General features: G+C 41.0%; 15 protein-coding genes and 1 other RNA gene. 6 read left to right on the forward strand and 10 right to left on the reverse strand.

From position 1 onward, the window contains the following. Positions 1-125 precede the first annotated feature (125 nt). The 3 genes from groL to C7B70_RS08400 all read right to left on the reverse strand — a co-directional run bounded on the left by groL (position 126) and on the right by C7B70_RS08400 (position 3,712). Positions 126-1,799, reverse strand: a complete 1,674-nt coding sequence (gene groL, locus C7B70_RS08390) for a chaperonin GroEL (protein ID WP_106368607.1) — start codon at positions 1,797-1,799, stop codon at positions 126-128. 159 nt (positions 1,800-1,958) lie between these two features. Beyond that, positions 1,959-2,924, reverse strand: a complete 966-nt coding sequence (locus tag C7B70_RS08395; protein ID WP_106368608.1) for a CHAD domain-containing protein — start codon at positions 2,922-2,924, stop codon at positions 1,959-1,961. 107 nt (positions 2,925-3,031) lie between these two features. Next, the gene (locus C7B70_RS08400; protein WP_106368654.1) at positions 3,032-3,712 is read right to left on the reverse strand and encodes a hypothetical protein; all 681 of its coding nucleotides are present in this window, start codon (positions 3,710-3,712) and stop codon (positions 3,032-3,034) included. 101 nt (positions 3,713-3,813) lie between these two features. Here C7B70_RS08400 and C7B70_RS08405 point away from each other — a divergent pair, with 101 nt between their 5' ends. Then, positions 3,814-4,860 carry a DUF3616 domain-containing protein gene (locus C7B70_RS08405; RefSeq protein WP_106368609.1) on the forward strand — a complete coding sequence of 349 codons (1,047 nt, stop codon included), beginning with the start codon at positions 3,814-3,816 and terminating at the stop codon, positions 4,858-4,860. Here C7B70_RS08405 and C7B70_RS08410 read toward each other — a convergent pair. After that, a complete protein-coding gene (locus C7B70_RS08410; RefSeq protein ID WP_106368610.1) occupies positions 4,857-5,261 on the reverse strand; it encodes an NIL domain-containing protein in 405 nt (134 codons plus the stop codon). The genes C7B70_RS08405 and C7B70_RS08410 overlap by 4 nt on opposite strands. A 57-nt stretch (positions 5,262-5,318) precedes the next feature. Here C7B70_RS08410 and C7B70_RS08415 point away from each other — a divergent pair, with 57 nt between their 5' ends. Continuing rightward, on the forward strand, positions 5,319-5,900 hold the full coding sequence (locus tag C7B70_RS08415; RefSeq protein WP_106368611.1) for a thioredoxin family protein: 582 nt from the start codon (positions 5,319-5,321) through the stop codon (positions 5,898-5,900). Here the strand turns inward: C7B70_RS08415 and C7B70_RS08420 are convergent. After that, positions 5,893-6,117, reverse strand: coding sequence for a DUF6737 family protein (locus tag C7B70_RS08420; RefSeq protein ID WP_106368612.1), 225 nt, complete (start codon positions 6,115-6,117; stop codon positions 5,893-5,895). The genes C7B70_RS08415 and C7B70_RS08420 overlap by 8 nt on opposite strands. Positions 6,118-6,214: 97 nt before the next feature. Between C7B70_RS08420 and C7B70_RS08425 the strand changes: the two genes are divergently transcribed. Together C7B70_RS08425 and C7B70_RS08430 are read left to right on the forward strand one after the other, a co-directional pair. Beyond that, on the forward strand, positions 6,215-6,856 hold the full coding sequence (locus C7B70_RS08425) for a ParA family protein (RefSeq protein WP_106368613.1): 642 nt from the start codon (positions 6,215-6,217) through the stop codon (positions 6,854-6,856). Continuing rightward, the gene (locus C7B70_RS08430; RefSeq protein ID WP_106368614.1) at positions 6,856-7,566 is read left to right on the forward strand and encodes a hypothetical protein; all 711 of its coding nucleotides are present in this window, start codon (positions 6,856-6,858) and stop codon (positions 7,564-7,566) included. The genes C7B70_RS08425 and C7B70_RS08430 overlap by 1 nt, the downstream gene beginning before the upstream one ends. Positions 7,567-7,623: 57 nt before the next feature. On the opposite strand, the gene C7B70_RS08435 is transcribed toward C7B70_RS08430, so the two are convergent. From C7B70_RS08435 to murG, 3 genes are read right to left on the reverse strand one after another with little or no spacing between them, the layout of a single operon-like run. Further along, positions 7,624-8,208, reverse strand: coding sequence for a Uma2 family endonuclease (locus C7B70_RS08435; RefSeq protein WP_106368615.1), 585 nt, complete (start codon positions 8,206-8,208; stop codon positions 7,624-7,626). 49 nt (positions 8,209-8,257) lie between these two features. Then, positions 8,258-8,842: a Uma2 family endonuclease gene (locus C7B70_RS08440; RefSeq protein ID WP_106368616.1), complete on the reverse strand. Its 585-nt coding sequence runs from the start codon at positions 8,840-8,842 to the stop codon at positions 8,258-8,260. Between the two features lie 43 nt (positions 8,843-8,885). After that, on the reverse strand, positions 8,886-9,953 hold the full coding sequence (murG, locus tag C7B70_RS08445) for an undecaprenyldiphospho-muramoylpentapeptide beta-N-acetylglucosaminyltransferase (protein WP_106368617.1): 1,068 nt from the start codon (positions 9,951-9,953) through the stop codon (positions 8,886-8,888). 53 nt (positions 9,954-10,006) lie between these two features. On the opposite strand from murG, the gene C7B70_RS08450 reads away from it, so the two are divergent. Then, a complete protein-coding gene (locus C7B70_RS08450; protein WP_106368655.1) occupies positions 10,007-10,831 on the forward strand; it encodes a hypothetical protein in 825 nt (274 codons plus the stop codon). 134 nt (positions 10,832-10,965) lie between these two features. Here the strand turns inward: C7B70_RS08450 and C7B70_RS08455 are convergent, their stop codons facing one another. Continuing rightward, on the reverse strand, positions 10,966-11,355 hold the full coding sequence (locus tag C7B70_RS08455) for a hypothetical protein (protein ID WP_106368618.1): 390 nt from the start codon (positions 11,353-11,355) through the stop codon (positions 10,966-10,968). 138 nt (positions 11,356-11,493) lie between these two features. Between C7B70_RS08455 and rnpB the strand changes: the two genes are divergently transcribed. After that, positions 11,494-11,902, forward strand: an RNA gene (gene rnpB / locus C7B70_RS08460) — RNase P RNA component class A. Here the strand turns inward: rnpB and trpC are convergent. Then, the gene (gene trpC / locus C7B70_RS08465; RefSeq protein ID WP_106368619.1) at positions 11,903-12,799 is read right to left on the reverse strand and encodes an indole-3-glycerol phosphate synthase TrpC; all 897 of its coding nucleotides are present in this window, start codon (positions 12,797-12,799) and stop codon (positions 11,903-11,905) included. It abuts the RNA gene before it with no gap. Positions 12,800-12,804: the final 5 nt, after the last annotated feature.

A 12,804-nucleotide genomic window follows, 5' to 3' on the forward strand; every position in this document is an offset into this window, starting at 1 on the left:
ACACAAAAAAAGCAGTTCACCGGATAAGATAAACTGCTGAAATAGAGGCGCTGCCCAATCCAGGGAGCGAAAATGATTTTGTTTGTAGAGACGTTGCATTACAACGTCTCTTGGAATAGGGATTATTACATCATCCCCATGCCGCCCATACCACCCATACCACCCATGCCGCCCATACCACCCATGCCGCCCATACCACCCATATCAGGCGCAGGAGCATTCTTTTCAGGCTTCTCAACTACCAAAGCCTCAGTAGTAATTACCATCCCAGCAATAGATCCAGCATTTTGCAACGCCGATCGCACGACTTTAGCCGGATCGATAATTCCAGCCGCAATTAAGTCTTCAAATACACCTGTAGCCGCGTTGTAACCAATGTTTAAGTCAGTTTCGCGGACTTTTTCCACGATTACTGAGCCTTCTACACCCGCATTATCTGCCATCTGACGCAAAGGAGCGTCCAGACTACGCCCTACTATATCAGCGCCAATTTTTTCTTCTTCAGTCAAGCTATTTTTAATTTCGTTAATTTGCTTGCTGAGATAAATTAAAGTTGCACCACCACCGGGAACAATACCTTCTTCTACCGCCGCTTTGGTAGCGTTTAAAGCATCTTCAATTCGCAATTTGCGGTCTTTAAGTTCGGTTTCTGTTGCTGCACCAACTTTAATTACGGCTACACCGCCTGCAAGTTTAGCGATTCGCTCTTGGAGTTTTTCGCTGTCGTACTCAGAATCAGTGTCTTCAAGCTGTCTGCGAATTTGACCAATCCGCTTTTCAACTTCGGCGGTAAACTCCCCTGTCGCAACAATAGTTGTTGAGTCTTTATCAATGGTAAGTTTACGCGCAACTCCCATCATTTCCAAAGTCACAGCATCCAAAGTTAAACCGACTTCCTCAGAAATCATTTGTCCGCCCGTTAGCACAGCAATATCTTGTAACAAAGCTTTACGGCGATCGCCAAATCCTGGAGATTTAATCGCACAAGCACTCAATACGCCCCGCGCTTTATTTACTACCAAAGTTGCCAAAGCTTCCCCGTCTACATCTTCAGCAATAATTAGCAATGGTTGCCCAGAACGCGCTACTTTCTCTAGTACCGGAACTAAGTCTTGAATGCTGCTAATTTTCTGATCGGCGATTAAAATCCGGGCATTTTCGTACTCTACAACCATCCGCTCGTTGTCGGTAATAAAGTAAGGGGAAATATAACCCCGGTCGATTTGCATCCCTTCGACTACTTCCAAATCTGTAGTCAAAGACTTTGATTCTTCTACAGTAATTACACCGTCTGTAGTTACTTTATCCATAGCCTCGGCAATCATTTTACCGACTTCTTCGTCATTTCCTGCCGAAACTGTTGCAACTTGAGAAATCGCACTACCTTCAACGGGTTTAGCAATCTGGGCAATTACTTCTACCAATTTGTCGATAGTTTTTTCAATTCCTCGACGCAGACTAACAGGATTTGCACCCGCCGCTACGTTCTTCAAGCCTTCTTTAATCATCGCTTGAGCGAGGACTGTAGCAGTTGTTGTGCCATCTCCAGCAACATCTTTAGTTTTTGAAGCAACTTCTTGAATTAATCTTGCGCCCGTATTTTCTAGGGGGTCTTCTAATTCAATTTCTTTAGCAACGGTAATGCCATCATTGACAATTTGCGGTGCGCCAAACTTCTTTTCTAGCAGCACATTCCGCCCTTTTGGCCCCAAAGTAATGCGAACTGCATCCGCCAAGGCATTAACGCCTCGCTCTAGCGCTCGCCGAGATTCTTCATTAAATGCAATAATTTTTGCCATATTCTATTACTCACGCGTTTCTATTAGCCAATTTAGCACTCTCTAGCCTTGAGTGCTAATTATCAAGCATTATAGATTTATTGCGCTGTAATTTCCAAAACTCATTTTGAGCTTGTCTGCGGTAGACAATAAGGATTCTTCTAGCCAAACTTAAAAATTTTAACTTGCAATGATGTTTAACTTAGGTTCGAGTATGGCGATGTGAAAACCTTTTCTAATATCAACACTCAAGTATTTAATCTGTAAATTTTGCCACTGCTGCCAAGCATCGTAGTTTACCTTTGCCAGTTGAGATACTAGAGTTGGAATAGAACGCCTAATATTATCTGGTGACGATTGGGTTAAAAACTCTGTTAAAACATTGCTGTCTTGAATTTTACCAAGAATTTCTTGAATAGCTTTTATATCTTCCAAATAACTAGCATAATTTTCGCCGTAGAAATCGCTAAATACTTCCATTTGATAGCGAATGCGCTTAGTTTCTTTTCGCAAACTATGCAACAATCCTCCTTGTTTTACTAAGATTTTCTCAACAAGTCCTAGTTCTACTATCTTGGCATCGCTACCTACTAGCCAGCCCGGATGCAGCAACAATTTACTTACGTTTGGTAGTAACAAGTCTGGTAATACTTCCGCAATTGGCATTTTGGCAATTTCCCGATATTCAGGCTGCTGCAACCATTGGTTTAACGACTCTTTTAATAATTTATATTGCTTACTGTGTAGAGTTTCTTTAACTTCTACTAAAGCGGAATGTCGCTGTTTATGTAGATGTAATAAAGCTTTTTGCAAATACTTTTGTTCTTTGGCAGGTAAGCTTGGCTTATAGTCATTTTCTAAAGCATCGCCCAGTACATCTAAATCGCGCAACGAGCCTAAAGTTCGCGCAATCTTACCAATTTTTTTTTCTGTTGCTGACTTGGGCAATTTCAAAGCTGGGGAAAATCCTGTTACTGCACTCCTTAAACGCCTCATTCCCACACGCATCTGATGTAAGTCTTCAGGGTTTTTATCTGTAAGTACGTCTTTTTCGTGCTTAACAATTTTTTGTAAGTGTTTGGCGATCGCAATAGATGCCCAATCGCCTAAAGTTTTTGATTGAGTTTTTTGCTCGCTGACTACCATGCTACTTGACCTCTTTACCTGCTTAGAGCCTTTAATATTGTTACTAAGCAAACAAAGTATCAACCTACTTTCAGCGTATATCTCAAGTAATAGTTAGAAAGCTTAACCTAATTGCTACTCAGCAAGGTTTGCCAAGGTGGACTTGTCATAGCTGAAGGTTGAGCAATACCTAAGTCATAACTAATCATTGCTTCTTCGGTGTCTAGCTGCTTGACAAAGGGTTTGCCCGTCCAAATTTGGCAACCACAAGCCTTTTTGGGTTCTTGCAAGTTGTAGCCGCCGTCTGTTGCCTCTAATTGAAAAAACTCAATATGCCAATAGGCAGGTTCTACACCAATATTACCCTGGGCTTCGTTAGTCTTCACCGTTAAAGGGAAAAAATCAATATCTATAACGTCAGGATTTATCTTACTTTCGCGCCCTAATTCTAATACTTGCGACCAATTATTTACCTCCCTGCTAGTTTCGTCGCCGATAAAGCGTCCGCCCCACAACCAGACAAGTTTAGTTAAAATACTTTCAACGCGATTATAGTCACTTTGCAATAGTGCCACATCTTCCGGTAGCAATAATTGACCCGGAATGCACCACCAATACTCCCAAGAAGTGGTATTGTCTATAGGAATAATGCGTTTAACTATCCCAGGAATACGAAGCCCGTTACCGGGAGCGCTATCGCGTTTTTCCCCCTTTACATCTCCTGCCATTGACAATTCTAAATTATCTGCTAAAGGATGTTCTGGTGCATTCATCATATCCGATGAAATAAACAAACTAGCTTCATTCATTACAGCACTCCTGACAATAAAATTGCTCTTTTTAGAGCTTAGTTCATCTCCCGGCATTAATAGCATTTTTTATTTTGGTTAAAAACAAGTTAAGAAAAACTATGGATTACGCACCTATTTTAAACAAAATCTTACTTAAATTTACTGATAGCTTTCAAGAACATCGTCAAGACATTTCCGCTATCCGATTAGGACAAGATAATTATTTATGGTTAGGCTCGGATGAGACTTCAACTATTGAAAGATTGTCTTTTGTTGACGGTCAAACTTATAGTAATCACAAACATTTTAATGTAACAGACTTTATTAGTTTGCCAGCCCCCGCCGAGGAAGAAATTGATATTGAGGGATTAGCTTATAACGATTATTATTTATGGTTTGTTGGCTCTCATAGTTGGAAGCGAAAAAAGCCAAAACCCGATAAAACTGATGAAAAAAATATTAATAGATTAACTAAACTAAAAACTGAACCAAATCGTTATTTAATTGGGCGTATTCCCTTAATTGACGGTGAATTAGTTAAGTGTTCTCCTCATCCAGACAAGCCAGGAATAGAGCTAACTGCGGCAAAATTGGAAGTTACAAGCCGGGGTAATTTACTAATGGATGCTTTAGTAAATGATGATCATTTGGGTGCATTTGTTCAAGCTACTATTCCGGGAAAAGAAAACGGTTTTGATATTGAAGGATTAGCAGTATATAACGATCGCATATTTTTGGGTTTGCGCGGTCCAGTATTACGCGGTTGGGCGGTAATGTTAGAAATTGAATTAGAAGCAAATGGTACAGATTTATTAAAGCTAAAAGCAGGGCAATATAAAAAGTATTTTATTAACTTAAATGGGTTAGGAATTAGAGACTTATGTTTACAAGGAGAAGACTTACTAATCTTAGCTGGGCCGACAATGGATTTAGATGGGCCAGTAAGAGTTTATCGCCTAGAAAAGCTTGCCCTTTTACAAACAAACCAGTTGCATAAACCAACCCAAATATTAGAAATTCCTTACGGAAATGGTGACGAACACGCCGAAGGAATGACAATATTTACAGACACAGAAACACCTTCAATATTAGTCGTTTATGACTCCCCAGCCTCAGAAAGATTGCCCGGAGTTAGTGATGTAATTGCCGATGTGTTTAAACTTTAGAGATTAGTAGAAATAGCTTGGACAGGACAAGTTGGGATACACTGTTCGCAGACTATACAACGCGATCGCACGAAAGCCAACTGGAAAGTTTCAGGATTAATTGTCAAAGCCTCTGTAGGACAAACTCCAGTACACAAACCACAATCTACACAAACATCTCTATCGATAACAATTTCGGCTAAAGTTTGAGAAACACCAATATTTTGCGATCGCATCCAGTCAATTGCAGCATCTAATTGATCGATGTCTCCAGATAATTCTAAGACAAGTTTGCCAATTTGATTTGGAGCTACTTGAGCGCGGATAATATTAGCAGCAACGTTGTAATCTTTTGCAAGTCGATAGGTGACTGGCATTTGGATAGTACGTTTAGGAAAAGTTAGAGTTACTCGTTTTTTCACAGCAGTTTAGTAAGGTAAAATAAATAAGATACTTAATAAGTTGTAATAAAATATTTTATGGCTGTAAATGTAGAACAATCGACCGAAACAACAGTCGGGACGAAAGTTAGAAATTTATTAATTGTTTTAGTTGCCGTTGCTTTGAGTGTAGCCTTATTTCTGGGACTGCGGACGGATAGCAGTGCGGTTTCTTTGACGAGTTTGGCAGAAAAATCTACACCCTTAGAAGTGGCAATGAGCAACGGTAAACCGACTTTAATGGAATTTTATGCTAATTGGTGTGGTAGCTGTCAAGCCATGGCTCCAGACATTGCTAAGTTAGAGAAAGAGTATGATAAATCAGTAAACTTTGTGATGCTGAACGTAGATAATACAAAATGGTTGCCAGAAATTTTGCAGTATCGGGTAGATGGGATTCCACATTTTGTATTTAGTGGCTCTAATGGCAAGGCGATCGCTCAAACCGTAGGCAAGCAACCCTATGATATTATGAGTAGCAATTTAGAGGCTTTAATGGCTAATGCGCCTCTACCGTACGCCCAAAGTAACAAAGGAGAGGTTTCTGCTTTTGCTGCACCTGTTGCACCTACGTCAAATTCCGACGATCCGCGTTTACATGGTAGTCAAGTAGTTAACTAGAAGGATCTTTTTCAATGCTGGCGATCGCTAGTTTTGGAAAAATCAGTATAAAATAAATCATCCAAATTAGTACGGGAATTGCCACGAAACTCGTTATCCATACATTGAGTAGTAGTAGCCAACTACCACCAATTAACGAAATACCTGTAAGAATGATTGACCAAGGCTGACACCACCAGGGTTTATAATTCCAAATGCTAGAAGATTTTTGAGTCATAGTCAGAGAAATTAAACGTTGCTAGTTGTCGTATTCTAGAAGTTTAAGCATACAAATAGTTTCATAACTCAAAAATTGATTTACAGGAATTTTTTAGATGTCATCGCCCCCAAAGATAATTGTTGTAAGTAATGGCAAAGGCGGTGTGGGCAAAACTACAACAACTATGGCATTAGCGAGTATTTTGGCAGAAAAGTACAAACTTTTAGCCGTTGATGCTGATAGTCAAGGTAGTTTTACTTGGTGGGTACAACAAAGTAAAAAAGGTATAGGCTTTGATCTTGCTCAAGAAACCGATCCGCAATTATTAGAGAACTTAAGAAACGTTGTAGGCTACGATTTAATAATAGTAGATACGCCACCAGCCTTAAGTTCCGCCACTTTAGCGGCTGTAATTCCGGCGGCGGATTATTTGGTTTTGCCTACACCGCCTGCACCAATGGATTTAGCTGTTTTAGTAGAAACCGTCAAACGAGCTATTACGCCAGCTAAAGTCGCCCATCGTGTACTGTTAACAAAAGTAGACACGCGCAGTTTGGGGGAGGCTCTGGAGGCACAAAAAACCCTCAGAGAACTAGGAATTCCTGTCTGTACGGCGTTTGTGAGAGCTTACAAAGCCCACGAACGAGCCGCCTTAGAGGGGATGACAATTACTCAGTGGCGGGGGAGAAATGGGCGAGAAGCAGAGGCGGATTATCGTCGGGTAGTAGATGAAATACAGCAAGATTGGAGAAAATAATGGTTAGAAAACGGATTGGGGATATGCTACGCGAAGAAGCCAAACCTGTAGCTAGAGAAGAATTGCCAGTAACGGCAGAAACTAATGACAAGCAAGAAAATGGAGAAGTTAACGAACAATTGCAGTCTATGAATATTTCTGCAACTACTAGCAAAATCTCCACAGAAGTAGAAACCGCCGTCGATGAGTTAAAAAAACTATTGGAAACCGCCCAAAAGACAGAAACCTCTTTACAAGGGCAAATTGCCGATTTGAAGTCACAACTTCAAGAGCAAAAGAAGTTAACCAAAGAGTTGCAAACTCAAGCATCCCATGATAAACAACTTAAAACCCAACTAGAAGAAGCAAAAGAAACTATCCTAAAACTTGCTGAAGTTAGTTCTAAACCAACTGCAACAGAAACCTCTTTACAAGCGCAAATTGCCGAGTTGAAGCCACAACTTCAAGAGCAAAAGAAGTTAATCAAAGAGTTGCAAACTCAAGCATCCCATGATCAACAGCTTAAAACCCAACTAGAAGAAGCAAAAGAAACTATCCTAAAACTTGCCGAAGTTAGTTCTAAAGCAACTGCAAAGGTTAGTGCAGCCAAAAAACAAAGCAGTCTTGTTCCCGCAAAATCAATTCGCACTGAAAAACTACCTAATTATTCCGATCCTTCGGAACGTCCTAATACTACTATTACCAATAAAGATATTGGCTGGTTTGATTAAGTAGGTAAAAAATAGCGATCGCTTTAAAGTGACTGTTAAAGTAAAGGCGATCGCATTTTAATCAGTATTCAATTCAAAATTTACTTTGTTGTATAACTTTTTTAGAGAAATCTGTAAAGGAATCGAGCTTAAAGAAATTTCCTCATCTTCAGCGTTATAAACCCTCAATTCCCAGCGTTTTTCCCCAATTTTGGCATACTGTTCTATATAGATGCGAGTTTGGTCAATTAATAAGTATTCCTGAAAACCAGGGATTGTGCGGTAGTCGGCAAATTTTGCTTGGCGATCGTATCCTTGGGTAGATTTCGACAATACTTCAGCAATAATTAAAGCATTGGTAATTGTATCGGTGCGATTAGCGACATACTGCGGCTCACCCGCAATAACTAGGACATCAGGGTAAGTGTAAATCTGCTTATTAGGTATCCACAACCGGACATCTCCAATAAAAGCCTCATGCTCTTGCTGTTTGAGTGCCAAACTTAGAGCAATATAAAGATTTCCAGAAATTCTGTTGTGATTTATTGAGCCGCCAGTCCTAGGAAAAATTTGCCCGTTGTTGTATTCGCTCTTGTCCTCTGCTTTTTCCTCTAATTCGAGGTATTCGGCGGGGGTGTAGGATTGCTTGGTTGCTACTTGCATAATTTTTATCGCTTTAGTTAGTTACATTTTGAATAAAAGCGATCGCATTTTAATCAGCATTCAATTCAAAATTTACTTTGTTGTATAAGTCTTTTAGAGAAATCTGTAAAGCAACGGAGCTTAGAGAGATTGTCTCATCTTCAGCGTTATAAACCCTCAATTCCCAGCGTTTTTCACCAGTTTTGGCATACTGTTCTACATAGATGCGAGTTTGATCAATTAGTAAGTATTCCTGAAAACTAGGGATTGTGCGGTAGTCTTCAAACTTGGCTTGGCGATCGTATCCTTGGGTAGATTTCGATAACACTTCAGCAATAATTAAAGCATTAGTAATTGTATCGGTGCGATTAGCGACATACTGAGGCTTACCCGCAATAACTAGGACATCGGGATAAGTATAAATCTGCTTATCGGGTATCCACAGGCGTACATCTCCCATAAAAACCTTGTAATCTTGCTGTTTAAAAGCAAAATTTAGCTCGGAACTTAAATTTAGAGCAATTGTGTTGTGATTTATCGAACCGCCAGCCATAGAAAAAATTTGTCCGTTATTGTATTCGCTCTTGTACTCTGCTTTTTCCTCTAATTCGAGGTATTCGGCGGGAGTGTAGGTTTGTTTTGTTATTACTTGCATAATTGGGAAATACACAGCCCGTAACCGGGCGCTTGCGCGATCGCTAATTTTTAACTATTATCTCTCTTACTAAAGCTGCTAACCTTTCCGCACTATCAACTATGGCAATACTTTTTGATTTTTCTGCCATTGCTTGCAACTGTTGGGGGGAATTGAGCAAATTTAAAACTTTACTTTCTAGCAACGGTTGGGTAAGGTCTGATTGATTGAAAACCAACGCCGCACCAGCTTTTGCAAATACTTCGGCGTTAAAAAATTGGTGATTTTCCGCCGCGTAAGGATAGGGAATTAAAATTGCTGGAGTTGCCGTTATGGCTAATTCGGTTAGACTAGCCGCACCTGCGCGACTAATAGCTAAGTTTGCCCGTGTTAGCAAAGCTGCCATATTGTCATAAAAAGGCATAGTTAAATATTGAGGATGATTCAAACTCCCAGCATCAGGGTCTTTATCACCTGTCAGGTGTACTACCCAAGCACCCGCAGCACACCAAACCGGGACGCATTCACGTACTAGCTTATTTACCGCTACCGCGCCTTGAGAACCCCCAAAAACGACAATTAACGGCACATTTTCAGGAATCTGTAATTCTAAGGGTAATTGCTGCAAACGAAATTGCGATCGCACGGGTGTACCTGTATAAATCGTTTTTACGTTAGGTAAATACTTAGCGGCGCTTTCAAACCCAATTGCTACTACGTTGCAAAAACGGCTAAAAGTGCGGGTAACTTTTCCTGGCAAAACATTAGATTCGTGGAAAATTACTGGTATTCCAAGAGATCGTGCCGCAATGACCGATGGAGCCGAAATATAACCGCCTGTAGTGAATACTCCTTGAAAATTGCCTTTTTTCAACAGCTTTCGCACTTCAAAAATCGACCCAATTAGGCGAGTGACAATTTTGAACGTCGCTAAACCTAGCTTTTGCTGAAACCCCTGCACAGCAACGGTATTTAATGGATACTGAGAGGGGACTAACTGAGTTTCTAGCCGATTGGGGACACCTAACCATTCAATTTGATAATCGCTCAATTGTTCCGCCACTGCGATCGCCGGAAATAAATGTCCACCTGTACCGCTTGCAGCAATTAGTAATTTTATCGGCGTTACCATCTAATTTTTACCTTAATTGCTTTAAAATCGAACAACTAACCAAGCTATCATTTATGCGAACAGTTCTAAATTTTTCTAACTTAAACCGCTTAGTTTCTCTAAGCTTGGGATTACTGATGGTGGGAACAGTTGGCGATCGCACTATCGCTGCACCTCCAGCTACCGCACCGCCACAGTTACAAAATATGCTACTTCAAATTGACGCGGCGGCTAACCAAAAAGATATCAAAGCCGTAATGCAATTTTACAGCCCAAATTTTACTCATACAGATGGCTTAACTTACCAAGATTTAGAAAAAGCTTTAACTGGGTTATGGAAGCAATACCCACAATTAACATACAAAACACAGTTGCAATCTTGGCAAACCGAAGGCAATGGAATTGTCGCCGAAACTATTACAAATATTACTGGTACGCAAACTCAAGACAACCGCAACTTAGCACTCAAAGCCACAATTAGAAGCCGTCAGCGCTATGAAAATCAAAAAATGGTCAGACAAGAAGTTTTAGCGGAGCGCAGCCAATTAAGCACCGGAACAAAGCCGCCAACTCTTGATATTAAGTTGCCACAAAGTGTTAAACCCGGACAGCAGTACAACTTTGACGCTGTTGTAGTTGAGCCACTCAAAGACGATTACTTACTAGGAGCAGCCATTGAGGAGCCTGTAGCCATAGGTCAGTATTTTAAACCCACTCAAGTAAAGCTAGACTTGCTCCCGGCGGGTGGTTTGTTTAAGATTGGTCGCGCTCCGGCTGGGGGAAGCGATCGCTGGTTATCGGCGGTAGTAGTGCGGGGAGACGGTTTAACTCAAGTAACTCAACGCTTGCAAGTATTGGGTGGAAATGCCCCCCGTCCAGGTAGAAGGCTAATTAGATAATTGACATTCTCTGCTAAAGCAGGGGGATTCTTGCATAGTAAAAATAAATTTCTGAAGCTTGCCAATAAGAAAGACATAAAAAATAGCCCGTATAAACGGGCTATAAAATTATTGTTAATGAGTTAGAAACTTGTCTAACGGTTAGCTTTTTGTTCTACTTTGCGTTCAGCTTCGCTCAATTTGGTATCTTCGGTTACGCCACCAAAAACGCGCTGATACTGATCGTTGCCTAATTCACCCGCCGCGCGTTCAATGCGACCTTTAATATCTTTATTAGAGTTGCCTAAATCTTTAGGAATGATTTTCGCTGCTGCTTTGCCGCTTTCTAATTCGTCAAAACCTACTTCATCGGTCTTTGGTGTAATAGTTCCTTTAGGCGCAACGGCAACTATTTGAATATTCGCTAAATCGGTTAATGGTGAAGCCTGAACAAGCGTAGTAGGTATTGATAACCATGCTATGCCCATGAGCATTACACTAGAAATCGCTAAAGTCAGACGCTTGACTATTTTGCTGACAAACATACAAAAACATCCTTTGGTTTGTATTGATTACTTGTATGAATGTTAGGAAATAGTGATAAAAATATCGTCTTCCCGCAGATGGGTTTGTGAGCAAAATATTGTAACTATACCAAGCGCGACTACACTAAATATGGGGAAAGAGTAGGCGCAGGTGGTTGCAAATTAGGCAAGGCAGCTAATTTGAGGAAAGTCCGGGCTTCCGAAAGACCAAACTTGCTGGGTAACGCCCAGTGCGAGCGATCGTGAGGATAGTGCCACAGAAAAATACCGCCGTTTTCATGAGGAAATGGTAAGGGTGCAAAGGTGCGGTAAGAGCGCACCAGCAGCGCCGAGAGACGCTGGCTCGGTAAACCCCGGTTGGAAGCAAGGTCAAAGGGATAATGGTTGGTCTTTTCCCTATTCCACTGCCACAGAACCGCTTGAGGCGCTTGGTAACAATCGTCCCAGATAGATAACCGCCCTGATGCGAAAACAAAAAAAGACGTAGCACCGCTACGTCTCTACGTTATTCATCAGAACAGAACCCGGCTTATGTCCGACTCTTTCCCTATTTTTGCTTGTTATTCCCAAATAATTGCGCGATCGCATTTTCTATATCTGGCTGTTTAATGAGCGATTCTCCAATTAACACTGCCTTTGCGCCTGCTTTTGCTACCAAGTCCAAATCAGTAGCTTGATGCAATCCCGATTCGCTGACAACTAAAATATCTCGCTCTTGTAATTGCTGTCCTCGTGCTGCCAATATCGAGCAAGTATTTTGCAAATCAACAGAAAAATCTGCCAGGTTGCGATTATTAATCCCAACTAGCGCCACACCATCTATGGCTAAAACGCGATCAAGTTCGTCTACTGTATGCACTTCAATTAAAGCTGCCATCTTTAAAGCTTTGGCAATTTTTATAAAGTATTGCAAGTCTTGGTCGGTTAAAATTGCTGCAATTAGCAGTACAGCATCCGCACCCCGGACACGGGCTAGATACATTTGATAAGGATACAAGATAAAATCTTTGCACAACAAAGGCAAGTCTACCACCGCGCGAATTTGAGCTAAGTAGCTAAAACTGCCTTGAAAAAACTTTTGATCCGTAAGTACAGAAAGGCAAGCTGCACTACCTTTTTGATAGGATTTGGCAATTTCTACGGGGTCAAAATCGGCTCTAATTACACCTTTACTTGGCGATGCTTTTTTGACTTCAGCAATTAAGGCTGGTTGAGTTGTGGCTTGACGTAAAGCACCAACAAAATCTCGCGATGGAGGGGCTAAAAGTGCTTGCTGTTGCAAGTCAGCTAAGGGTAATTTCTCTCTTAGCCGATTAACTTCGTCTTCTTTGTGCCAAACAATTTCTTCTAAAATATTGTTGGGTTCAGCGCCCGGTACAACGACCTGATAGCGCATACTCTCAAGAGCAATAGTACGGTTGGGGGGACGGCGGCGGATTTGCATTGTGT

This window comes from Chlorogloea sp. CCALA 695 (assembly GCF_003003885.1).
Taxonomy (GTDB): domain Bacteria; phylum Cyanobacteriota; class Cyanobacteriia; order Cyanobacteriales; family Chroococcidiopsidaceae; genus Aliterella.

Bases quoted from the DNA above. Each gene is read 5' to 3' on its own strand.
- groL (WP_106368607.1), bottom strand. From the start codon at position 1,799: ATGGCAAAAATTATTGCATTTAATGAAGAATCTCGGCGAGCGCTAGAG.
- C7B70_RS08395 (WP_106368608.1), bottom strand. From the start codon at position 2,924: ATGGTAGTCAGCGAGCAAAAAACTCAATCAAAAACTTTAGGCGATTGG.
- C7B70_RS08400 (WP_106368654.1), bottom strand. From the start codon at position 3,712: ATGAATGAAGCTAGTTTGTTTATTTCATCGGATATGATGAATGCACCA.
- C7B70_RS08405 (WP_106368609.1), top strand. From the start codon at position 3,814: ATGGATTACGCACCTATTTTAAACAAAATCTTACTTAAATTTACTGAT.
- C7B70_RS08415 (WP_106368611.1), top strand. From the start codon at position 5,319: ATGGCTGTAAATGTAGAACAATCGACCGAAACAACAGTCGGGACGAAA.
- C7B70_RS08420 (WP_106368612.1), bottom strand. From the start codon at position 6,117: ATGACTCAAAAATCTTCTAGCATTTGGAATTATAAACCCTGGTGGTGT.
- C7B70_RS08425 (WP_106368613.1), top strand. From the start codon at position 6,215: ATGTCATCGCCCCCAAAGATAATTGTTGTAAGTAATGGCAAAGGCGGT.
- C7B70_RS08430 (WP_106368614.1), top strand. From the start codon at position 6,856: ATGGTTAGAAAACGGATTGGGGATATGCTACGCGAAGAAGCCAAACCT.
- C7B70_RS08435 (WP_106368615.1), bottom strand. From the start codon at position 8,208: ATGCAAGTAGCAACCAAGCAATCCTACACCCCCGCCGAATACCTCGAA.
- C7B70_RS08440 (WP_106368616.1), bottom strand. From the start codon at position 8,842: ATGCAAGTAATAACAAAACAAACCTACACTCCCGCCGAATACCTCGAA.
- murG (WP_106368617.1), bottom strand. From the start codon at position 9,953: ATGGTAACGCCGATAAAATTACTAATTGCTGCAAGCGGTACAGGTGGA.
- C7B70_RS08450 (WP_106368655.1), top strand. From the start codon at position 10,007: ATGCGAACAGTTCTAAATTTTTCTAACTTAAACCGCTTAGTTTCTCTA.
- C7B70_RS08455 (WP_106368618.1), bottom strand. From the start codon at position 11,355: ATGTTTGTCAGCAAAATAGTCAAGCGTCTGACTTTAGCGATTTCTAGT.
- trpC (WP_106368619.1), bottom strand. From the start codon at position 12,799: ATGCAAATCCGCCGCCGTCCCCCCAACCGTACTATTGCTCTTGAGAGT.